The sequence below is a fragment of the Cupriavidus sp. IK-TO18 genome (assembly GCF_015549295.1).
In the GTDB taxonomy this organism is placed as follows: Bacteria; Pseudomonadota; Gammaproteobacteria; order Burkholderiales; family Burkholderiaceae; genus Cupriavidus; species Cupriavidus oxalaticus_A.
The window spans coordinates 24176-45200 of the sequence record NZ_JADGMP010000003.1 but is presented as its reverse complement, the minus strand read 5'-3'; the positions used below and the strand labels follow the sequence as shown (position 1 = coordinate 45200).

Annotated in this window: 21 protein-coding genes; 5 read left to right on the top strand and 16 right to left on the bottom strand. The window is 64.1% G+C overall.

Features of this window, described 5'->3' with window-relative positions; translation table 11 throughout:
* Positions 1 to 265 precede the first annotated feature (265 nt).
* Positions 266 to 1192, top strand: coding sequence for an MBL fold metallo-hydrolase (locus IPF36_RS02360; protein WP_195427228.1), 927 nt, complete (start codon positions 266 to 268; stop codon positions 1190 to 1192).
* Positions 1193 to 1302: 110 nt separating this feature from the next.
* Here the strand turns inward: IPF36_RS02360 and IPF36_RS02355 are convergent, their stop codons facing one another.
* Complete coding sequence (locus tag IPF36_RS02355) at positions 1303 to 2517, bottom strand: porin (RefSeq protein ID WP_195427227.1); 1215 nt, start codon at positions 2515 to 2517, stop codon at positions 1303 to 1305.
* A gap of 370 nt (positions 2518 to 2887) precedes the next feature.
* On the opposite strand from IPF36_RS02355, the gene IPF36_RS02350 reads away from it, so the two are divergent.
* Entirely contained in the window at positions 2888 to 3547 is a 660-nt protein-coding gene (locus IPF36_RS02350; protein WP_135702772.1) for a TetR/AcrR family transcriptional regulator, read from the top strand.
* A gap of 7 nt (positions 3548 to 3554) precedes the next feature.
* Here the strand turns inward: IPF36_RS02350 and IPF36_RS02345 are convergent, their stop codons facing one another.
* The 6 genes from IPF36_RS02345 to IPF36_RS02320 all read right to left on the bottom strand — a co-directional run bounded on the left by IPF36_RS02345 (position 3555) and on the right by IPF36_RS02320 (position 10981).
* Entirely contained in the window at positions 3555 to 4916 is a 1362-nt protein-coding gene (locus tag IPF36_RS02345; RefSeq protein WP_255519656.1) for an NAD(P)/FAD-dependent oxidoreductase, read from the bottom strand.
* A 25-nt stretch (positions 4917 to 4941) separates the two neighbouring features.
* Complete coding sequence (locus IPF36_RS02340) at positions 4942 to 6303, bottom strand: FAD-binding oxidoreductase (RefSeq protein WP_195427230.1); 1362 nt, start codon at positions 6301 to 6303, stop codon at positions 4942 to 4944.
* 38 nt (positions 6304 to 6341) lie between these two features.
* Complete coding sequence (locus tag IPF36_RS02335; RefSeq protein ID WP_195427226.1) at positions 6342 to 7775, bottom strand: MFS transporter; 1434 nt, start codon at positions 7773 to 7775, stop codon at positions 6342 to 6344.
* An 85-nt stretch (positions 7776 to 7860) separates the two neighbouring features.
* Positions 7861 to 8268 (bottom strand): RidA family protein, encoded by a 408-nt coding sequence (locus IPF36_RS02330; protein WP_195427225.1) that lies wholly within the window; start codon positions 8266 to 8268, stop codon positions 7861 to 7863.
* Positions 8269 to 8293: 25 nt separating this feature from the next.
* On the bottom strand, positions 8294 to 9130 hold the full coding sequence (locus tag IPF36_RS02325; protein ID WP_195427224.1) for a phytanoyl-CoA dioxygenase family protein: 837 nt from the start codon (positions 9128 to 9130) through the stop codon (positions 8294 to 8296).
* Positions 9131 to 9994: 864 nt separating this feature from the next.
* Complete coding sequence (locus tag IPF36_RS02320; RefSeq protein WP_195427223.1) at positions 9995 to 10981, bottom strand: NAD(P)H-quinone oxidoreductase; 987 nt, start codon at positions 10979 to 10981, stop codon at positions 9995 to 9997.
* Positions 10982 to 11155: 174 nt separating this feature from the next.
* Between IPF36_RS02320 and IPF36_RS02315 the strand changes: the two genes are divergently transcribed.
* Positions 11156 to 12028, top strand: a complete 873-nt coding sequence (locus IPF36_RS02315; protein WP_135702767.1) for a LysR family transcriptional regulator — start codon at positions 11156 to 11158, stop codon at positions 12026 to 12028.
* Between the two features lie 605 nt (positions 12029 to 12633).
* On the opposite strand, the gene IPF36_RS02310 is transcribed toward IPF36_RS02315, so the two are convergent.
* Positions 12634 to 13563, bottom strand: coding sequence for a DUF4239 domain-containing protein (locus IPF36_RS02310; RefSeq protein WP_368671100.1), 930 nt, complete (start codon positions 13561 to 13563; stop codon positions 12634 to 12636).
* A 96-nt stretch (positions 13564 to 13659) separates the two neighbouring features.
* Positions 13660 to 14124, bottom strand: a complete 465-nt coding sequence (locus IPF36_RS02305; protein WP_135702766.1) for a YaiI/YqxD family protein — start codon at positions 14122 to 14124, stop codon at positions 13660 to 13662.
* A gap of 132 nt (positions 14125 to 14256) precedes the next feature.
* Here IPF36_RS02305 and IPF36_RS02300 point away from each other — a divergent pair, with 132 nt between their 5' ends.
* A complete protein-coding gene (locus tag IPF36_RS02300; RefSeq protein ID WP_240745801.1) occupies positions 14257 to 14670 on the top strand; it encodes a DUF1330 domain-containing protein in 414 nt (137 codons plus the stop codon).
* 10 nt (positions 14671 to 14680) lie between these two features.
* Here the strand turns inward: IPF36_RS02300 and phnE are convergent, their stop codons facing one another.
* The 5 genes from phnE to senB form a co-directional block, all read right to left on the bottom strand.
* Positions 14681 to 15472, bottom strand: a complete 792-nt coding sequence (phnE, locus tag IPF36_RS02295; RefSeq protein WP_135702765.1) for a phosphonate ABC transporter, permease protein PhnE — start codon at positions 15470 to 15472, stop codon at positions 14681 to 14683.
* Between the two features lie 3 nt (positions 15473 to 15475).
* Positions 15476 to 16297 carry an ABC transporter permease gene (locus IPF36_RS02290; protein ID WP_195427222.1) on the bottom strand — a complete coding sequence of 274 codons (822 nt, stop codon included), beginning with the start codon at positions 16295 to 16297 and terminating at the stop codon, positions 15476 to 15478.
* A complete protein-coding gene (locus tag IPF36_RS02285) occupies positions 16294 to 17121 on the bottom strand; it encodes a phosphonate ABC transporter ATP-binding protein (protein WP_133094584.1) in 828 nt (275 codons plus the stop codon). The genes IPF36_RS02290 and IPF36_RS02285 overlap by 4 nt, the downstream gene beginning before the upstream one ends.
* The gene (locus tag IPF36_RS02280) at positions 17118 to 17993 is read right to left on the bottom strand and encodes a putative selenate ABC transporter substrate-binding protein (RefSeq protein ID WP_195427221.1); all 876 of its coding nucleotides are present in this window, start codon (positions 17991 to 17993) and stop codon (positions 17118 to 17120) included. Before IPF36_RS02280 ends, IPF36_RS02285 begins: the two co-directional genes overlap by 4 nt.
* 104 nt (positions 17994 to 18097) lie before the next feature.
* Positions 18098 to 19093, bottom strand: a complete 996-nt coding sequence (senB, locus tag IPF36_RS02275; RefSeq protein WP_195427220.1) for a selenoneine biosynthesis selenosugar synthase SenB — start codon at positions 19091 to 19093, stop codon at positions 18098 to 18100.
* Between senB and senA the strand changes: the two genes are divergently transcribed.
* Complete coding sequence (gene senA / locus IPF36_RS02270) at positions 19092 to 20294, top strand: selenoneine synthase SenA (protein ID WP_195427219.1); 1203 nt, start codon at positions 19092 to 19094, stop codon at positions 20292 to 20294. The two genes, senB and senA, sit on opposite strands and share 2 nt — an antisense overlap.
* Before the next feature lie 29 nt (positions 20295 to 20323).
* Here the strand turns inward: senA and IPF36_RS02265 are convergent, their stop codons facing one another.
* Entirely contained in the window at positions 20324 to 20623 is a 300-nt protein-coding gene (locus IPF36_RS02265) for a hypothetical protein (protein ID WP_255519655.1), read from the bottom strand.
* An 86-nt stretch (positions 20624 to 20709) separates the two neighbouring features.
* Entirely contained in the window at positions 20710 to 20934 is a 225-nt protein-coding gene (locus IPF36_RS02260) for a DUF2188 domain-containing protein (protein WP_135702760.1), read from the bottom strand.
* Positions 20935 to 21025: the final 91 nt, after the last annotated feature.

Sequence of the window (21025 nt, the reverse complement as noted above, 5' to 3'; positions counted from 1 at the left end):
ACCATGATGGTGTTCGGCGACGCCAAGAAGGTGGTCGAGGACATGTTCAAGGCGGTCGAAGCATAACCCTGACGCCTGGCGTGAAGGCGTCTACGTCTATAACGACATCCCACGTTCTGTCTGTGCCGCGTTTGCGGGCATCTTTATTTTGATGACTGGTGTTACTATAAATAGACAGAGAACAAAGCTGCGCAGCCTGACCTGATCGCTACCGGAACGCCCCGGCTGCGGAAATCGCTAAGACTGCCCAGCGAGGATGATCGACATGAGCACAGCGTTCGGCCACTCCGGCACGAATCGACATATCCAGCGCGTGGATTTCGGGCGCGTCTCGGTCTTCTTTGGCGAGAAGAGCGGCAAGTATCCCGACGGCAACCAGGTATTGATACGGGGCTCCGAAACCCGCGCGGCTTTCGACACGCCGCTTGTCGCGAACTACATCGGTCCCGAGTTTGACGCCACCGAGCTGGTGGTGATGGGCCATGTGCATGAGGACCATATGGCTGGGTTGCATCGTCTACCGGATGCATCGGTCTATGTGCACGAAGGCGATTTACCGGCGGCAAGGAGCTGGGATGGCATGGTCGCCGCTTTCGGTAATGCGGCGTATGCATCGGAGACCCTGCTCAGGTTTCAGCGCGAATTCTTTTATGCGCCGCGGCCCGATGCGCAGGGCTACGTGGACGGTGCGTGCTGGGATCTAGGGCAGACCGGCATTCGGGCTTTCCACCTGCCAGGGCACACCGCGGGCCATACCGTTCTCCTTGTGGAACCGGAGGGGGTGGCTTTCACGGGCGACATCGACCTGACCGGATTCGGGCCCTACTATGGCGATGCAGGGTCCAGCCTGGGGGACTTCCGTCGTAGCCTGGCACGGTTGGCCGAGGTTCCGGCCAAGGTGTGGGTTACCTCCCATCATCGGGGCGTCTATACCGATCGTGAGCACTTCCTGCGCGATCTCGCTGCCTATGCGGCCAAGCTGGACCAACGCGAACAGCGCCTGCTGACCTTGCTGCGCGAATCGCCAAAGACACTGGCACAGCTGGTCGACCTGCGGCTGCTGTATCCGCCGGGCTTTCAAGGCTCATGGGTAGTCGATGCCGAGACCCGTACGATTTCCCAGCATCTGGCAGAACTGCTGGCGGACGGGCGGGTTGAGGTGAACAAAGACGGCGTCTACCGGGTGGGATGAGATACCCGGGAGGACCACTTCGGTAGTGGCCGCCCTTGCATCATGTCCCGATGCGGATTGCTGAAGCTGCCCGCATCGGGATTGCATCGGTCTGACGATTTCCGTCGCGCTCAGAAGTTGTGGCGGATGCCCAGCGCGACGCCGAACATGCTGTCCTTGCCAGCAGCGGGCTGATAGCCGTTGTTGAACGCAATGGAAGCGGTGTCCAGGCACAGGCCGGCATTCTTTGCGTAAGCGGTAGTCAGGTACAGGTCCGTACGCTTGGAGAGGCGGTAGTCGGCGATTAGCATCCACTGTCTCGGATTGCCGACAGGCCTTAGCACCGGCAAGGTCGAGGACCGGAACGTCTGGTAGTAGTAGTCCAGCGTCAGGCTCAGCGCAGACGTCATCTCGTAGTAGACGCCGGCCCAGTACAAGTTATCGCGCGTCAGTGTCTGCCCCGGCGCAGTCGACATGCCCCAGCGGTATCCAGTCATGAAGATCGCCGGACCGACGGCGTAGCTGGCTGCTGCGGCGGCCTTTTTGAATGTGCCGGTACCGGCGAAGCCGCCATTGCCGACGATGCTCGGGTTCACCTGGTCGTAGGTGACGGTGGCACTGAATGGCCCCGCCGCATAGGACGCCCGGGCGCCAAAGCCGGTATCGCGGCGAAACTGGCCCGGAACCTCGCCCGAGCCACCCAGGCGGCTCAGGTCCACGGTGCCGCTGCTCCCGCCGGTGCCAAAGCTCCAGTGTGCCCCGACGCTGACCGGACCAAAGGTGCCCGAATATTTGACGGTGTTGTCCTCGCGGTACACCGGTCCGATCTGGGCGATCACGGGGTCATACAGGCTCGACATCGCCGCTGGCGAGAAGTTGGCCAGTGCCTCCAGCATAGAGGTGTATTGGCGACCGAAGGTGATCTTGCCGTAGGTGGCGCTCTGCAGGCCGACAAACGCCTGCCGGCCAAACAGGCGACCGCCTTGCTGCATGGTGCCATCGTCTGCGCCGATGCCGCTTTCCAGCACGAAGACGCTGCTCAGTCCGTTGCCGAGGTCTTCCACGCCGCGCAGGCCCCAACGCGAACCCGACAGACCTTCGCCGTTCAGCGCGTATCGATTGGCCGAGCCGCTGCCGGCGCTCTTGAAGTTGGTGTTGAACTCCAGGTTGGTGTCGAGCGTACCGTACAACGTGACGGATGACTGGGCGTGCGCCGCGCCTGCGAAGACACCAAATGCTGCAAGTGCGACGGCAGGCGTCTTGCCCCAGTCGCGTGCCAGTTTGCACGGCACCGCCGTGACCACAGCCCCATCCTTGTTAGAGGCATAGCGCCTGAATGCATCCATCAACGATCTCCTTGTTTGTCAGTTGCCTGGCGGCCGCATGCAGCGCATCGGCCGCGCACTCGTCCTGAATCTGTCGGCGATTCGCGCAAATCGTGAATTAGAATAACGAGCGTGATGTTAAATAAAAAGGCCGGGTATTCCCTGCCTGGGCGGTACCATGAGCGAGCAGAGGTGTGGCTACGTGGGGGCGTGCGGACGCCGGCACACTACCTGGGTGGAACAGACTGCGCATAGGCCTTGCCCGAGAGGAGCTAGCCGGAGAGGGGCCACGTGGAATCAAAACATAACGATGATTCTGTAAAATCACGTATCTGGCGGCTAACCAGGCTGGCAGCCAGTGATCGTAATGCTCAAGAGACAGAACAAGACAATGGAAAGCGACGACGATATCGAGCAGGTCTCAACCCGGGGTCGTCCGGTCGGCGACCGCGAAGCGAAGCGCAAGGAGTTGCTGCGCGCGGCATCAACGGTGATCGCACAGGAGGGCTATGCCAACGCATCGCTGCGCAAGGTTGCGAAGCATGCGGGCTACACCACCGGCGCGGTGACCTATTACTTCGCAAACAAGGAAGAGCTGGTCGTGGCGCTGATGGAAAGCGCATTCGATCGTTTCGACGCGATGCTGGAGTCCGCTCGGGAAAGCGGTGACATCCTCGCGCCGTTCGAAAGCTGGATCAGGCTGACCGACCGCAGCACCAGGTTCTGGCCGGCGACATCGGAATTGCTGGCGCAGGGACGACACGAGCCTGCGTTTGCGGAAGTCATCAGCAGGCGCTACGCGCGCTATCGTCGCCTGCTCGCCGCCATTGTCAAGGACGCGCAGGAACGGGGGGCGGTCCGCAACGATATTCCGGCCGACATCCTCACCGACCAGCTCGTTGCCATGGGGGATGGATGGATGATGATGTACCCGATCGAACCCAAGCGCTTCACGCCCAAGCGAATGCGGGCGCTCATCGATGCCCTGGCGGTGCTGGTTGCGCCCGTGCCGGGCGAGCAGAAGTCCGGCGGACGGGCGGCGCGCGCGTAGCACGGGATCACAACCGGTGGTCGCCACGCAGGGCGCAAGCGACGTCAATGGCGGCTTTGGCGCCGGTCTCGATGGCACCGTCGATGCCGCCGACCCCGATGGGCGCTATGTCCGCGCCCGCGAAATGGATGCGGCCGTGGGTCTGCCGCATCAAGGGCGCGGCCTGCGTCAGATTGCCGGGGCGGTGATGCATCCATCCTCCTTTGGAGAACGGGTCGTTCGCCCAGTCCTGGCAGACCGTGTCCAACACTTCGATGTCCGGAATGAAATCCCGCAGCGCCTCCTGTACTGCCTCGCGGTCATTGCCGTCCAGCGCCGAGCTGTCGGAACAGAAGCACACCACCAGCGTATCGCCATCGGCGCGCCGCTCGGCATGGGCGGTGTTGATGGGATGCTTGCCCGCTGGTGCATAGATCACGAAGGGCTCGATCTCGCCCTTGACCCGTACCCAGATCTTGCTGGGCATGATCGGGTTTTTTTGCTCGATCATGGCGCGCACGGGGCGCGGCAGCGCAGGCGTGACGGAAAACTCGCTCAGCATGTTCAGCGGCAATGCCACCACGGCTCGCCGGGACCGGATACGCTGTCCATCGCGTGTGGTCACAATGACCTCGTGCCCGTTGTCATCGACAGCGGCCACTGGCGTCGAGAGGCGCAGTTCGGCTTTCGATTCGGCGCTCATGGCGCCAATCAGGCGACCGGTGCCGCCCTCGATCGGCCAGTGCCCGGCGATTTCCTTGAACGCGCTCCAGTTGCCGAAGCAGATCGCGCACCAGAACAGCAGTTGTGCGAGCCCTTGCTCGCGTTCGGAGCAAACCAGGATGGACATCGCGTTGACCAGCACGTCGCGGTCGTGCGCCGAGAGTTCAAGCGCGTCAAGCCGGTCGCCGATGGTTTGCCTGTCGATCGTGCCGACGTCGGCGGCTGCCAGGTCATCCACCTGGGGAAAGTGCATCCGCGCATCGGCAAAGAAGCGGGCGACCAGCGGCGTGGCCAGTTGGTTGAGTTGTTCCCACGTCCCGGCGTGTACAACGCCGTCGGCGTACCAATAGGCCCTGGTCACCGGCATCGGTGTCGCCAGGCCGATGCCATATCGCTTGAGTTCGCGCCACACATGCGCCTGCGTCCAGTGCACGTAGGTGCCGCCCAGTTCAAGCTCCAGGCCAAGCGCCGTGCTCGACCAAGTCCGACCGCCGATGCGGTCACGCGCTTCAAGCAGTACCACAGAGTGGTCTGCCATGCTGAGGTCCCGCGCAGCGGTCACGCCTGCGAAGCCAGCGCCAATCACGGCAACATCGTACAGATCTGTCATGGGAATTTCCGTTTGAGTTTCAGGTGATACGTGGGCGGGAAAGGATGCTCCCGGCAATTGCGAGTCCGCCTCTCACGCTGCCTCATGCCCGGCGCGCCTTGCGGTTCGAACGTTCATCGAGACCGCTTGCGACTTTCAGGGCGCCGTTGAGGGCCAGCCAGCGCAGGGGTTCCGGCAGCGTCGCGGGTGACGCGTGTTGCGTCAGCATGACAAGCAGCGGGTTGCCGATGCCTTGGATGTCTTCCGCCAGCATGTGTCCGACCATGCCCTGTGTGCCGACGCCGTGACCGGAACATCCCGCCGCGTAGTAAATGTTCCTGTCTGCTCCTGTGCGGCCTATGACCGGCAGGCCGTCGTCGGCGTAGCTGATGTAGCCGCTCCAGCAGCGCCGGATGGCGATGCCCCTCAAGGGCGGGAAGCGGTAATGCAGGGCCATCCGCAGCGCTCGATACTGGTCGTGCTCGGGCACTTCGGGCGTCCGCGAGCCGAACGGGTAGCGCAGGCGCTTGGTCGTCAAGACCAGCGTGTTGCGCGCCGTCAGGCGATGGCTCTCCATGACCCGGTGCATGGTTGTGATGCCTTCGCGGCGGTGCCATCCAAGCGCCGCCAGCTGTACAGAGGAAAGCGGTTCGGTCTCCAGGGCCGAAAGCCGCAACGGCACCACCTTGTCCGCGAGCGGGCCGAGCTGGGGCGTATAGGCGTTGGTGGCCAGGATCATGACCGGCGCGCTGACGCTGCCGCGAGGTGTCTGCACCCTGACGGTTGGTCCTTCGGTGAAGGACAGCAACGGCGTGTTTTCGTGGATCGTCACGCCTGCCCGCAGGGCCGCGCGCCGCAGTCCCAGGACGTACTTGCCGGGATCGAGCGTGCCGCCGGTCGGCACGTAGCTGCCAAACAGGAACGCTGGCGGGATGCCGCGTGCTCGCATCTCGGCCTGGTCCAGGTACTCCGATGGGCATCCGAGTTCGGCGCCAATCCGCATATCCTCGCGCACCCTGGCTTCCTGCGACGGGTCGATGCCGGCACGGATCAATCCCGACCGGTTGTAGTCGCAGTCGATCCCATGCTCCGCGAACTTGCCTTCGGCGAAGCTAACGCCTTCCTGGTAGAAGCGGACGATCTGCTTCGCTTTCTCATGGCCTGCCCGCTTGAGGAAGCGGTCGTACTTGAGTCCCTGCCCGCCGGCGAGATAGCCCGCGTTGCGGCTGCTCGCTCCATAGCCACAGAACTCGCGTTCGAGCACGACCACCTTCACGCGCTGCCGGGCGAGCTCCAGCGCCGCGCATAGCCCGGCAAAGCCGGCGCCGACGATGACCACATCGGCGTTGGTATGGCCCTCGAGCGATGGCTGCAGGTCAGCCGGCCTTTCTATCCAGCCGCCCAGCGTTCGATATGTCTTGAAGTCTTCAGTCACGTTGCCGCTTTCCTTTGTCTGGTGATCCATGCGGGCGGGAACAATCCGCGCTAGACGCAAATGCCGTGTCAGGCGGCCATGGACGTGTCCGGGCATTGGCGCGCTCCGTTGGCAGCGCCCGACTCGTCGCCGGCAACGGCTTCCAGCGCGCGGTTGGTCGTGCGCGGGCCGAACAGCGCGACGGGGATGGAGAAGACGATGTAGCAGGCTGCCGCCGCTAGCATGACGCCAGCCATGCCGCTTGCGGAGAACAGCGCGGCGCCCAGGACGCCGGCTGCCGCTCCGCCGAACCGCCCGCCAGACATCACGATCCCGCTGCCGAGGGCGCGCAGCTGCGTCGGTATCGTCTCCGGGATGTAGGTGTAGTAGGCGTTGACGACGAGCCCCGTGATGATGGCGGCGAGTCCTCCTGCCCCGATCACTGCCCAACTGGTGGCCGAGATGCCGAGCACGGCCAACGGCAGTGCACTTAGCACGGACACGACAAGGATGGTGGACTTGCGTTCATACCGGTCGAGAAACAGCATGGCGACTAACGGCGTGGCGCCATAGATCACGTTCCACAGGAACTGGATGAAATACGCATGTTCCTCGGAGTACCTGAGGCTGTATACGAGCGAGTAGACGCCCCATTGGCCGAACAGGTAATAGGCCAGGCTGGCGCCAAAGTAGCCGAGCGTGAGCACGGCTATGGTTCGCAGCAAGGCCTTGTCGTTGAAGAGGTCGCGTAGCGTGGGCGCTGCGGCGGTCGGTTGAACGGTGGCAATTGCGGGTTCGTCGAGCGGACCGCGGCGCAGCGCGCGCGCTTCCAGCTCGCTTACGATGCGTTCGGCGCGGTCGAATCGACCGCGCGAGACACACCAGCGCACCGATTCCGGCAGGATGAAGCGTGCCAGGGGCGCAATCAGCAGGCCGACGCTGCCGCCCAGGAACAGGTTGCGCCAGGCATCACTACTGCCGTGTGGGAGATAGAACATCGCCAGCGCGGCAGCACCGATGCCGGAGACCACGAACCCGATCGTCACTATGGAGACGAAGCGGCCACGTGCCCTGCCGGGAAACATTTCGGCGATATAGACAAGCAGCACCGATGTGGCGGCCTGCACGCCGATACCGGTGATGACGCGGGAGGCCAGTATGGTCTCGTAGGTAGGTGCGAATGCCGTCGCCAACGCTCCCAGCGAGTACAGGACGGTGGTCCATACGAGCACCGAACGTCGTCCCCATTGGTCAGACAGTCTTCCTCCCACCAGAGCCCCGATGATCATCCCGATGAAGAACGCGCTGCTGATGACGCCGATCTGCTCGGTGCTCAGATTGGTGTGGGCCTTGATCGTGGGACTGGCATAGGCAAAGATGGCGTTGTCGTAGTACTCCAGCATCAGGTTGGCCGCGAGCAGCGCGGCCCAGACGTAGTGGGAAGCCATTACCGGCAGGCGGTCAAGCCGCGCAAGAATGCTGGATGGCTTGTCCGGTCTGACGACCGCATTCGGACGCTTCATGTTTATGTCTCCATCAGCTTTGTCGCTGTTCTTTTAGGATGTCGTGCCGCGGCCCCGGTGTGCAAACGGGGCACGGCCTCTGCTGTCAGCCGGCGCCGCAGCCGGCGACCGCAATCGCGCGTATCTCGACCAGGAACTCGGGCCGGGCCAATTGGCTTACGCCCACGCCGGTCCAGGAGGGATAGCGGTCGGGGAGGTATTCATCCTTGACCTTCACGAATGCCTGGATGTCGCCGCGCAGGTCGGTGTGGAAAGTCATGATTTCCACGACGTCGGCAAGGCCGGCTCCTGCGGCTTCGAGCACCGCCTTCAGGTTTTCAAACGCCAGCCGGGCCTGCGCTTCCATTCCCTGGCCCACCGTGGCCGTCACCAGATCGAAGCCCACCTGACCGGACACCCAGATCATGTCGCCGACACGGGTCGCCGAAGAGAAGTGAAGCTGGTCGTAGTGCCTTGCCTGCGTGAGGCCGGGATTGATCATTTGTCGTTTCATGGCTGCTGCTCCGTGCAAGGCGATATCAGGCGAGTTGGCGGAAGACAGGCGAGCGGAACGGTTCGCCTTCATTGAGCCTGGCCATTTCTTCCCGGAAGAGCGGCCCGTTGCGGGCATAGCGCGGGTTCGACATTGGCAGGGCGCGGAACGTGGCGTCGTCACCGAAGAAGCGCAGCACCAGCGTGTGGCGGGTCGGGCAGGCGGCATCGACGGCGGCTCCTCCGTGAAGCGAACGTGGATGCAGGAACACGACATCGCCAGGGGTCACCTCCCAGGAGAGCACGTCCCAGGAATTGGGGTCTTCGGCGAGCTCCTTGTCGATATGCGGCAGGCGGGGCAGGGTGCCGTCGCCGTACAGCGGATCGGTCGGGTCAGCGGCATTTGCGAAGCTGGCCCCGTCGTACTGGATGCCGAGGTGGGAGCCGCGAATGATCTCCAGCGAATTCTTCTTTGGAATGGCCTGGAAGGTAATCCACGCGTTGCCCCAATGCTGGCCGGCCCACGGCAGGTTCGCGGTGTCCTGATGCCACGGTCCGCGGCCGCTGTTGCCGCCTTCCTTGGCGAACACCTCCTCGGCGAAATACCAAACATGCTCCGAGCCCCATAACTCCTGGAACACCATTCCGAACGGCAGCGTCGTGACCAGGTCGTCAAGCTTTTGCTTAACCACCGGATTGGCGTTGTCGATATGGGTCTGCAGGCTGGTGCCGTCCAGCGAGCGGAAGTGATATGGGCCCGGGTTGGCGACGTTCCACTTGAAAGCCTCATAGCACCGGGCTAGCTGCACAGGGTCGAGGCAGTTCTTTATAAGTACGGCGCCGTCCTCGCGAAACGCCTCTCGTTGGGATTGGGTGGTAAGCATGATAAGTCTCCTTCATTCCTCGGTGATGGACGCTGGCCGGCGCGATGCATGAACAATAGCTCGCAATTCGATTTAAGACAACACTCGTTGTGTTAAAGTGCGAGCATCGGGATTCTTGGAGAATCGTCGAGTTTGCCGTCCGTGTAATCGTGACGAGAGCTCGGCCGTGCTTGGTTCTCCGCGGACAAGAAGGCGTTGTCTAGGTATATGGCTTCAACTCGGGCAAAACGGAGGTGCGGATACCGCGGCGTATGCTGTGGCAACATCCCGCCTCGATTCGTAGCAGAGGGCCATGACCGCCAGACGGGTCTTGGTCGGATCGGGATGGGCCCGCACCCACCGGCTTTTCCGGGCTGGTCGCAGATCGGGTAGTTGAATGTCCCCACCGGGCCGTGTGCACCTGGGTCGTGGAAGGTGCTGTGCGCCGCCGGCCCATGGCCGCCGTCATGAAAGGCGTGAGGCGTGCAAAGTGTGGGGACTGGCGCGACGCCCGCGGTCGACCAAGGCTCAGTTGAAGGCCATCGACAACGTAGGGGTTTCCCGAAACGCTACCTGGGCAAATGGCTGCAAGTGGATTTAGAACGGTCCTTCGCTTCGTCGAGGTCAAAGGCCGCTTATGGCCGGGAAGGGACCTCGGCCCTCCGCTACCTGATTGCCTTCCTCCCCCACTACTGCCGCTCGACCAGCTTGGTAGCAACGATGGCTTGCATGATAGGCACGCGCTCGCGTCGACTGCGGGCGGGGCAGGCCAGGGAAACCACGCTTGAGCGGGTTGGCAAGCGCCAACTGGCAGGCGGCCTGAGCGAGGTCAGGGCGGATTGAATCCACCGTCGTTTTCCGCCTGCCGGCAACGTAGTGATCCCGCTATGCCCCGGTCGACAGAATTATCTTGCCCACGTTTTGGTTCGACTCCATGCGCCGGTGCGCATCGGCGGCCCGGGCCAGCGGGTACACGCTGTCTACCACCGGCACCAGTCCGCTCTCAGTAAAGCCCGGTAGCCAGCGCTGCGAGAAGCGCGCTACCATCTGCCGCTTGACCTCCGGCGTACGCGATTTCATCACCGTGCCGATGATCTGCAGATGGCGGTAAAGCAGCCGCTCCAGCGGTAGATTCGCACCCTCTGCGCCGCCAAGCAGGCCGACCTGCACCAGCCGGCCGCCATTGGCCAGCGAAAGAACGTTTCGCTCCAGGTAGGAACCGCCGATGAAATCAACGATCACGTCTAGGCCGTTGCCATCGGTTTCGCGCCTCACCACCTCGCCGAAGTCCTCGGCCTTGTAGTCGATCAGCACGTCCGCGCCGAAGCCGCGAACGCGCGCCAGCTTGCCGCCATTGGCCGTGGCGAAGACCCGCGCGCCAGTGGCATGCGCCAATTGCACGGCGGCCGAACCCACGCCGCTGGCGCCCGCGTGGATCAGCACCTTGTCGCCAGCCTGCAGACGACCCAGGTGCAGCAGCGCCTCGTGCGCCGTGACGAACACCTCGGGAATCGCGGCGGCATGCACGTAGTCAAGCCGGTCGGGGATGTGCATGGCCTGCCGGTAGTCGATGCGCGCCACCTCGGCATAGCCGCCGCCGCCCACTATGCCCATTACGCGGTCGCCAGTCGCAAAGCCAGCCACCTCGGCGCCGGCTGCGATCACCTCGCCGGCGATTTCCAGGCCCATCACCGTGGAATCGCCAAAGCTGGCGCGGCCATAGCCGCCGCGGCGGTGGATGATGTCGGCGCGGTTCACGCCGGCGGCGTGAGTGCGCACCAGCAGGTCCTGCGGGCGCAGTTCGGGCACGGGCAGATCTTGCAGTTGCAGGACGTCGGCGTCGCCGAAGTCCTGGAAGTCGATGGCTTTCATGGGAATGTCCTTAGTGGATGGGCCGGAGGCCGATGGGCAGATCAGCCATACGCGGCCCGGTTTCTGTGCCAGGGCCTCAATGTAGGTCGGCGCGGCGATGCAGTCATGCTGATATATTCCAGGTCAGCAATGCATTTTTGCATCACCTCATCCGCCTCCTCGGAAGGATCCGATATGAACTGGGACGACACCCGTGTATTCCTGGCCGTGCAGCGCGAGGGCACTCTGCGGCGCGCGGCCAAGGTAGTCAACATGGACCAGGCCACCGTGGGCCGGCGTATCGCCGCGCTAGAACACGCGCTGAGCGCCACGCTGTTCCTGCGCACCTCCGATGGATACGTGCTGACCAACGCGGGCGAGAACGCGCTCAGGTCCGCCGAGAAGATGGAGCAGTCGGCCCACGAGCTGGCCCGGCAGGCACAAGGCGTCGATACCCGGTTGGAAGGCGAGGTGCGAGTGACCACCACCGACACGCTGGCGCTGGGGTTCCTGATCCCGGCCATCGAGCGGCTGCACGCCGAGCACCCGGACGTGCGCGTGCAGCTCAACACGTCCACCCAGATGATGAACCTGGCACGACGCGAGGCGGATATCGCGGTGCGCACGATCAAGCCCGAGAACCCCGACCTGGCGGCCCGCCTGCTGGCCCGCTGGGCGGTGGGACTCTACGCATCGAGGGCATACCTGAAGCGGCACGGCGAGCCGGCCGTCGGCACCGGCTTCGCCGGGCACGACCTCGTCATCTACCAGCCCCATACCAGCGGCAGCCGCCTTCCGACGCTGGTGGGCGAGCCGACCCACGCGGGCCGGCTCGTGTCGGCGGTCAACTCCAGCCTGATGCTGCGCGCGACGATCCAGGCCGGCATTGCCATCGGCGAAGTGCCAGTGCACCTGGCCGAGCGCGACGGGTTGGTGCGGATCTGGCCCAAACGCGAGCGCGCGCAGCCCTACGAGGTATGGTTGGTCACCCATCAGGACCTGCGCCACACCGCCCGGGTGCGGGCGATGATCGAGGCCATCGTGGCAGAATTCGAGGGCAGCCGCTGAGCGAGGGCGGGGTATTGGCAGCAACAAGGATACCAAGTGGCCAGGAGCGTATGAAAAACACCTCCCAGACCTTGGACGGCCGCGTCGGCCGAACTGCGGTCGTCCGCAGATGGTGCGCGAATGACCTTGACCGCCTTCTCGAGTGCTCACGGGGCAGCGATGTCGCCACGCCTTAAATCAATGGAGGCGCCACCAATGGGATTCCGTTTCTGCCTGCGGCCAGATAGAGATCGGCAAGCGACCTCTGCCAGCCACTTGCCAGCAGGCGCTTCCCGACCCACTGCTGCCCTTCGAGCACAAGACGCCGCGACGGCCACTTTCAGAGTACAGCGGCCACTGCTCAATTCCGCACATACTTTCTGGGATCTGCCCAGCGCACAGTGCGGCTGATGACGTCGTCCGGACAGCGATAGCCGCGATTGGGTGGCCCTGACAAGCCGCATCGTCGCCACTGGCATTTGTCGTGGTCGGCGGAGTCGGGGGGGCTGGGTGGATTGCTTTACTCCGCTCGTTAACTTGGTGTACCGTCAGCTCAGGACTCTCGAGCGCATCCAGACGTCACTCAACCTGTCTCTTGCCGCTGGCGCGCTGCTGCACCTGTTGGTTCATCGCATTCCATTGCGGACTTCCTGCAACACCTCATCGAAAGCGTCAACGCGGATCAGGCCTAACCGCGGAAACTCCAAGTCGACGATGACATAGAGTGTCACCGTCAGCGAGGCCACGAAGAAAAGCGCATGCAACCAGTTTCGAGGACTGCGGCTGGCCATGCCATAGCCCGCAAACAATGCCCCAACCCAGCAAAGCGCGAAAAGCATGCCGAAGATGACGCCGGGCGGATGTTCCTTTGTTGCGGCGAGTCGGGTCGATGCCGTGTCGAATGCTGCATTGAGCGCTGGTAACAGAAGCATGGTGGCCGCCGTACTAGCGGATCGCTGGGACTCCGTTACGGATCTTGTCCAGAGGTGTTCACGCAGTACGTCCGAACGTACCAAGAAAGCCTCGACGCGTTTGCGGTCAGGGACGGCTCGATAGGCGCCAAGCCGGGTATCGAGATATTGCCGGAGTATCTCCTGCAACTCACCACGTGCTGGTTGCGGCAGCAGATCCAGACGCAGGTAAGCAGTGCCGATATCGTTGGCTTCCTGGACGATCAGCGTACGCCGCATATCAAAGCGGCTTGCCGCGCCGGAAAAGGTGAAGGCGATCAATAGCCCAAGCAGTGCGAATATCGCGCTTGCGACCGCGCTGACGCCCGTTGTCTCCGGTTCGCGACCGGAGGCAACCTGCCATTGCCACACCAGCCGGCCGAGCTCCAGGGCGATCAGGATACTTGTGAATATTGCGACCGCCAACACCAGCCCGCCGGCCCAACCGGCACCATAAAGTAGTGATGCCAAAATCGTCTCCGGTGCATTGCCGCGATGCGCGCTTTCAACGTTGAAGACGGTATGGAAAAGTTTCGCCACAATATGTGCGCTTCCGCACCGGCGTCCGATAGCTGGGTGGAACTGACGCTTGAACGTCGGCGTCACGGCATAAGCCAACGCCCGTAGATGGCCGGCAAGCGACTGGCGGGAGCCACGTTTATCAGAGCCGGTCCACTATTGCGTTGCTGTGGGTAGCACGCTTCAGGCGACCGCACCTGGCGGCGCATGGCGTGCCAGGAATCGGTCCAATTGGCCAGCGAACGCCTTGCTATCCTGTGAGGCGTACGGTGCCGGACCGCCGGTATCGACGCCCGAGCCGCGGAGCTGGTCCATCACCTCGCGCATCGTCAGGCGCTCCTGGATATTCTCTCGGCTAAACCAGATTCCTCGTGGGTCGAGCACGAAAGCGCCCTTGCCGAGGGCAGCGGCGGCAAGGGGTATGTCCGCCGTAATCACGAGGTCACCGTTGCTGACCAATTCGACGATACGGTCATCGGCGGCGTCGAAGCCCGCCGGCACTTGCAGTGCCTTGATAAAGCGGGAAGGCGGCGTGCGCATATACTTGTTCGCCACCAGCGTGACGCACACTCCGACACGCTGCGCGGCCCGATACAACATTTCCTTGACGACAACCGGGCAGGCGTCTGCGTCAACCAGTACTTGCATCGCGGTATTTCCAATTGAGGGGCGGAATGCTCATATTACTGCCTGCGTACCGCGTCAGTCCGCCGCGCGCGCCAGCTTCGCAATTGATGTGGCGAAGCGCATAACGCCGCACCTCACCGTCCGCGGAAGCGCATGGCTCCATACGCAAACGGCAAGTTTTTACTTGTAGTACGGCCAGGCTCGACCGGCGGCAGCGCCTACAATCAAGCAACAACAGTGGGCGGTGGGATTGCCGCAGGAAAGGATCGCGCCATGGCTGCATACCTGATTGCTGATGTCGATGTAACGGACCCTGCCATTTTCGACGAGTACAAGCGAGAAGTACCTGCCACTGAGTTCCGCTACGGCGGAAAATATTTGGGCCGTGGTGGTCTGACCAAAGTTCTCGAAGGCGACTGGCAGCCACATCGTCTCGTCATCGTCGAGTTCCCGAGCATGGACTCCTTGATGGCCTGGTATGAGTCACCAGAGTACGCTCGTCTTAAGGCGATCCGTCAAAAATGTGCGACGACAAGGATTGTCGCGCTAGAAGGGATTGCCCCGTAACCTCGTAATTTCAGGATGGCCGGTCAACCCTCATGATCGCGCTGGCCGTGTCGACCACGGCCGCCAGGACAAGCATGGCGATGATCACCGTGCAAGCCTGGGGCATATGGAACAGGGACAGCTCGAAATACAGCATCTGCCCAAGCCCGCCGGCGCCGACAAAGCCAAGGATCGCCGCCGCGCGGATATTGGTTTCCCAGCGGTACAGGGTGTAGGACAGGAACTGGGGCCATACGCAGGGCAGCGTCCCATACATGAAGACCAGTGCGGCGGGGGCGCCTTTTTCCGCCAGCGCGCGGGCGGGTGTGCGCGGCGCATTCTCCAGCGCCTCGGCGAAGAGGCGGCCGAGCACGCCCGCCGTGTGCAGTGCCAGGGCAAGGGTGCCGGCAAACGGTCCAAGGCCGACCGCGAGCACGGTCAGGCCAGCCCATACCAGCTCGGGAATCGAGCGCAGCAGGTTCAGCAGCAAGCGTGACAAGGTGCGCAGCGCATCGCCGTAGAGCCCGGAAGCCGGTAGTGCCAGGCCAAAACCCAGCACCGCCGCACACAGCGTGCCCACGGCGGAAATCGCGAGCGTTTCGAGCATGCTGACACCGGTTCTGGCAAGAAACGCCGGCGACAGCTCCGGCGGGAAGAACGTCAGCAGGAAGCGCAGCATCCCGGCTGCAGCGTCCCGGGAAATGAGCTGGCCCAGGTCAAGCGAGAGCCAGGCGAAACTTGCCGCAACCGCTATGGCCACGGCGAGCAGCGTAAGCAGGCACTTCAGGCAGAGTTGGGCGGCCGTGGGCGTGTTCGTCGCCATGGTTCATTCCAGCATCTTGCGCAGCCGGGCGCTGAGCGCGTCGGCCAGCAGGACCAGCAGCAGGAATACAAGCAGGATGGTCGCGGCTTCGCCGCCATTGAGCAGCTTCATGGCCTGGTCCATCAGCTGGCCAAGCCCGCCGGCGCCGACGAAGCCCATCACCACCGACGCCCGGATGGCGCATTCCCAGCGATACACCGTGTACGAGACCAGCTCCTGCGCGGCATTCGGCAGCAATCCGTAGGACAGCGCCGCCAGGCGCCCGCTGCCGCCGGTGAGCAGGGCCTGCGCCGCGCGCTGGTCGCTCGATTCGAGGATTTCCGCGTAGACCTTCGCCAGCATGCCGCCATAGGTGACCGCCAGCGCCAGCACGCCCGCCGCCGCGCCAAGGCCCAGGGCGCGCACGAAGACCAGCGCCCAGACCAGCTCCGGTACGCCACGCAGCAGCAGCACCAGCGCCCGCACGGCGGTGCGCGACGCTGCCCGCACCCGCTTTCCCGGGCCCGGGCCGATACGCGAGATGGAAAGGCTCCTGGACATTGCCACAGCCAGCGGCGCAGCAATGACAAAGGCCAGCGCGACGCCTGCGGTCGCGATAGCCAGCGTTTCCAGCGTTGCCTTGGCCACGTAGCCAAGAAATTCGACCGAGACCTCGGGGGGCAGGAAGTTGCGCAGGAAGCCGCCCATCACCTTGAGGTTTGCCGCGTCGAACAGCGCCGACGGGCTGAACCGGGACAGCCGCAGCAGGGGCCAGAGCAGCAGCAGCGCCAGCAGCAGGCCGCTGGCCCGCCGCAGCGCCTGCGGGTCGCGTGGATGCGTGGTCATCGGCATGCCGCCCTGCGTGGGTCAACGCTGCCGGCAGTGGCGGCGATGGCCACGGACCGGCTGCCCTGCACGGGTGGCGATTCGCTCTCGGAGGCGTAGAGTTCGCGCAGCAGGGCGTCAGTGACGTGCCCGGCCGGCAGGTCGAAGGCGATCTCGCCCGACTTCAGGCCGATGATGCGGGGAAACCAGCGCAGCGCCAGATCTACCGCGTGCAGGCTGGCGACCAGCGTCACCGCACGCGTATCGGCTTCCTTGCGCAACTCGCCCAGGGTCAGGTTGGCAAGCACGGGATCCATCGCCGAGACCGGCTCGTCGGCCAGGATCAGTTCCGGGCGCTGGTAGAGCACGCGGGCCACCCCGACACGCTGCAACTGGCCGCCCGACAACTGGTCGCAGCGATCGAACAGGCGGTCGGCCAGCTCCAGTCGCGCCAGCTGTTCGCTGGCACCGGCAATATCCGCCGGATAGACCAGCGAGAGCATGGATTTCCAGCCGGGCCAGATACCGAGGCGGCCGGCAAGGATGGCGGTGATCACGCGCTGGCGCGGAGGCATGGGCGGTGCCTGGTGCACCATGCCGATGCGGCAGCGCAGGCGCCGCAGGCGCGCGGCGCTCAGTGCCCAGGGAATTTGCCCCAGGATCTCGACGCGGCCTTCGCCGGGCCGCAGCGACGTTGCCAGCAGGCGCAGCAGCGAGGTCTTGCCGGCGCCCGAGGGACCGATGACGGCGATGCGCTCGCCGCTGCCCGCCGACAAGGCGATCCGGCTCAGCGCGCGCTGCCCGTTGGGGTAGGTGACGCTGGCTGCGTCGAGACTGAAACTCACTTGACCAGGCCCGCGGCGCGGGCCGCGGCCTCGATGCCGGCGTAGTTCTCCGGCCGGGTGGGGATGTACTTGACGGTCCTTTGCAGTGCCATGATCTCCCTGTGCTCGGGATTGGCCGGGTCAAGGCGCAGGAACGCTTCGGTCAGCTTCTTGGCCAAGGCCGGGTCGAGCCCGCCGCGCACGGTCCAGTTGTAGTCGAAGTAGGGCGGCGTGACGGCAAACACCCGGACCTTGCCGGGGTCCACCTTGTGCTGCTCCACCAGCTTGTCCCAGACCGAGGCGTTGAGCACGCCGGCGTCGGCCTTGCCGGCCTGGACGAAGGCGACCGTTGCATCATGGGCGCCCGAGTAGGCGACAGTCTTGAAGTCCCGGTCCGGATCGATGCCGGCCTGCTGCAGGAAACTGCGCGGCATCAGGTGTCCGGAAGTCGAGGACGGCGAGCCGAAGGCGAAGGTCTTGCCCTTGAGGTCGGCCAGGGTCTTGATACTGCTGTCGGCCGTGATGAACTTGCTGGTAAACGCGGCATCTTCCTGTCGCTGGACGATGGGGATGGTGGCGCCCTGCGTCACGATCTTGCTTTGCACGTAGGTGAAACCGCCCAGCCATGCCATGTCGAGCTTGCCCGTCGCCAGGGACTCGACCACGGCGGCGTAATCCGTCACTGGCACGAACTCCACCTTCATGCCGGTTTCCTTCTCCAGGTATTTGCCGAGCGGCGCGAACTTGCGCTGCAGTTCGGTCGGTGCCTCGTCGGGGATGGCCGACACCTTCAGCACGGTCTGTGCCGCCTGGGCACCGGACAGGCCGGCAAGGCCAAACAGGGCAAGCGCGGCAAGGCGTTTCGCGATACGCGGGAATATGGTCGGGATCATGATCGGGCGTGGTCGAAGAACGGCGGTGATGGTGATGGACTATCCAAAGGGGCGCCTATGCTACCGCAATCCGGGCAAGGCCTCTCCTGGTCAATCCGGCTAGGTTAATCCGGCTTCAGGGCTTCGGCGACAAGCCCAATGACTTCGGCGCGTTCGCGCTCCGGTGCGAACAGCGGCGCCCGCTGTGCGCATTGCTGCCGCAGGCGCGCCAGGAAGGCGGCGTCGCGGCTGGCGCGTTCCAGCAGCTCCGCCAGATGCGCGGCATTGCCCGGCGGGAAATAGCCCTCGTAGTCGCGGCCCAGCATGCCGATGTTGCCGGGGATGCGGCTGGCGAGCACCGGTACGCCACTGGTAACGGCTTCGATGATCACGTTGGCGCCGCCTTCTATCACGCTCGATACGACCAGCGCCTGCGCCTGGCCGATGCGCAGCCGCGTCTCGGTGTGAGGCAGGTTTGCCAGCCAGACATAGCGCTGGAGCCCTGGCCAGCGCTGCGCTTGCAGCGCCTCGGCTGACTCCCGGTAGCTCTCGTCCAGGGCGGCGCCGATATGGGTCAGGCGCACGCGCGAATCCTCAGCAAGCAGCATCACGGCCAGCATGGGCGTCGCCGGGTCTTTTTCCGCCCGCATATGACCCACCAGGACGACGTCAAACGCATCGTGGCTGGTCGCTGCCGGCACGATTGCCGGGGCGGACTGGTAGATGACCCGGCACTTGGCACGATGCCCGGGGGCCAGTTCGGCGGGCCCTTCGTCCTGCAGCACCACCAGGTGGGTGGCAAGCTCCAGGGAGCGCCGGGCGGATGCGTCGCTGCGGATATCGCGGTACAGGTCCGTCCCGGTCAGCACCACCACCAGTGGACGGCCGGGGCAGGCTTCGGCAAACCTGGCGATGGAATCTGCCGAGCGCCGGGCGTGCAGCGCGATCAGGCACGCCGGGACCGCACCGCCTGAGTGGCCCGGCGGCCACTCCGCGGCCACGGTCACACCGTAATCTGCCTGCAGGAAGTGCGACCAGCGATGTGCGGTCTGCCAGTTGCCGTTATTGGCTTTGCGGAGTGCCGGGCTGATAATCGCGACAGTGGCCTTGGGAGGACGCATGACGATCGGCTCTGAAGGGGGTGCAGCCAGAAGGATAAACAAATTCGGGCTCGATGCGGCTTTTACCGATGCGCATCGGCGCACCTGGGCCATCCTGCAGGATCTGTCGCCGTCCCAGTGGCAGGTTCGCTACGACCCGGGGATCAATCCACCCTTGTGGGAATACGCGCATGTCGCGTGGTTCACCGAGCACTGGGTGCTGCGGGATCCGCGTCCGGGCGCGGGCGGCCGCCTGGTCGCGAGCCTGCCGTCGATGCTCGATAATGCCGACCGCTTCTTCGATTCCTCGCTCGTTCCTCACACGGATCGCTGGAAGCTCGCCTTGCCCCCGCTGCGGGAAGTACGCGGCTACGTGGCGGCGGTGCTGGAGCGTGTCCGGGCCAGCCTCGCCGTGGCGGATGATACCGACCAGGCGCTCTATTTTTTCCGGCTCGCCTTGTTCCACGAAGACATGCACGCGGAGGCGCTGACCTATATGCGCCAGACGCTCGATTATCCGCTGCATGCCCCGCTTGGCATGCCTTCCATTGCGCCAGGCGCCGGCTCGGCAGCCGCAGGCGGCGACACGTTCCTGATGGGGGCGCCAGCAGGGGGCGACGGCTTTGTCTTCGACAACGAGAAGTGGGCCCACCCCGTCCACCTCGCCCCTTTCCGCATCGATCGCACTTGTGTCAGCAATGCCGAGTTTGCGGACTTCGTGGCCGCCGGCGGCTACCGCGATCCGCAGTGGTGGTCCGGCGACGGACGCGCATGGCTGCAGCAGGGCGGGCTGGCGCATCCGGGTCGCTGGCGCCGGCCAGCCGGCGGCCCCCCCGGGCAATGGGCGTTGCGCTGGTTCGGGCAATGGGTGCCGCTGCCGCCCGAACAGCCCGTGTGTCATATCAATGCCTACGAGGCGGAAGCCTATTGCCGCTGGGCCGGCAAGCGCTTGCCCACGGAAGCGGAATGGGAGTATGCGGCAACGCATGACCTGATCCGCTGGGGGAGGGCCGTGTGGGAATGGACGGCTGATCCGTTCGTACCCTACGCAGGATTCTCGCCCGACCCGTACCAGGAATATTCCGCCCCCTGGTTTCACACGCATCGCTCGGTTCGCGGCGGATCGTTCGCTACCCATGCACGCATGAAGCATCCCCGCTACCGCAACTTCTACCTGCCGCACCGCAGCGACCTCTTCGTCGGATTCCGCTGCTGCGGTTGAGGAGGTGCCATAGGCCGTGCCGGGTTTGCCTAGGGTTCGCGATAGGTGATGCCATGCACGATTAGCGCACGGTGCATGATGAGTTCCTTGAGACCTTCACGCATGTTGGTCAGCATTGCCTGCGCACTGGCGCTATCGATACCATCCCGGTTCAACTGAGCGATCCGTAGCTCCTGCGCGGCGATACGTTTCTCGGCCCGCAGGATGGCCAGATCCGTGTCGTCCAGGTCTTGCAGATCCTGCTCTATGCATCGCGCCTCTAATCCGGGTTGCATGATGATCTCCATGCGGAAGCCTGTGCTCATGCCTTTGTGATAGATCAGCGGCAATCGCGTAGCTATCGGGCGGCGTCCTACACCTGGTGAAGATGGCGTCACACGCCGGATTATCCGCGGTGCAGCCTGCCAGAAAGCCTTCACTCCTTGTTGCCGCCTGAATCGGCTGCGAGAGCGGTCAGCAGGCGGACGGTTCCATCCTGGCGGTGGATGTGAAGCTCGGCGTTATCATGCTTCGCCCGGTGCCATCCCGCGGTTATCGCAGCTTCAAGAGAGGTATAAAGCAGGGGCTTTTCCGCAAGACCTTCAATTTCAAGGGCCCAGCCTTGAACTGCCGGAACAACGCGAAAGATTCGCGTAGGCATCTGGATGACCCCGCCGTAGTTGTGACAAGAAAAACAAGCGCACCCTGCCAGAGCGGGCTGGCGCACTATCACTGTCTTATATTGTCTTTGT

Coding starts and splice junctions, on each gene's coding strand:
- IPF36_RS02360 (WP_195427228.1), top strand. CDS start 266: ATGAGCACAGCGTTCGGCCACTCCGGCACGAATCGACATATCCAGCGC.
- IPF36_RS02355 (WP_195427227.1), bottom strand. CDS start 2,517: ATGGATGCATTCAGGCGCTATGCCTCTAACAAGGATGGGGCTGTGGTC.
- IPF36_RS02350 (WP_135702772.1), top strand. CDS start 2,888: ATGGAAAGCGACGACGATATCGAGCAGGTCTCAACCCGGGGTCGTCCG.
- IPF36_RS02340 (WP_195427230.1), bottom strand. CDS start 6,303: ATGGATCACCAGACAAAGGAAAGCGGCAACGTGACTGAAGACTTCAAG.
- IPF36_RS02335 (WP_195427226.1), bottom strand. CDS start 7,775: ATGAAGCGTCCGAATGCGGTCGTCAGACCGGACAAGCCATCCAGCATT.
- IPF36_RS02330 (WP_195427225.1), bottom strand. CDS start 8,268: ATGAAACGACAAATGATCAATCCCGGCCTCACGCAGGCAAGGCACTAC.
- IPF36_RS02325 (WP_195427224.1), bottom strand. CDS start 9,130: ATGCTTACCACCCAATCCCAACGAGAGGCGTTTCGCGAGGACGGCGCC.
- IPF36_RS02320 (WP_195427223.1), bottom strand. CDS start 10,981: ATGAAAGCCATCGACTTCCAGGACTTCGGCGACGCCGACGTCCTGCAA.
- IPF36_RS02315 (WP_135702767.1), top strand. CDS start 11,156: ATGAACTGGGACGACACCCGTGTATTCCTGGCCGTGCAGCGCGAGGGC.
- IPF36_RS02305 (WP_135702766.1), bottom strand. CDS start 14,124: ATGCAAGTACTGGTTGACGCAGACGCCTGCCCGGTTGTCGTCAAGGAA.
- IPF36_RS02300 (WP_240745801.1), top strand. CDS start 14,257: ATGGCTCCATACGCAAACGGCAAGTTTTTACTTGTAGTACGGCCAGGC.
- phnE (WP_135702765.1), bottom strand. CDS start 15,472: ATGGCGACGAACACGCCCACGGCCGCCCAACTCTGCCTGAAGTGCCTG.
- IPF36_RS02290 (WP_195427222.1), bottom strand. CDS start 16,297: ATGACCACGCATCCACGCGACCCGCAGGCGCTGCGGCGGGCCAGCGGC.
- IPF36_RS02280 (WP_195427221.1), bottom strand. CDS start 17,993: ATGATCCCGACCATATTCCCGCGTATCGCGAAACGCCTTGCCGCGCTT.
- senA (WP_195427219.1), top strand. CDS start 19,092: ATGACGATCGGCTCTGAAGGGGGTGCAGCCAGAAGGATAAACAAATTC.
- senB (WP_195427220.1), bottom strand. CDS start 19,093: ATGCGTCCTCCCAAGGCCACTGTCGCGATTATCAGCCCGGCACTCCGC.
- IPF36_RS02260 (WP_135702760.1), bottom strand. CDS start 20,934: ATGCCTACGCGAATCTTTCGCGTTGTTCCGGCAGTTCAAGGCTGGGCC.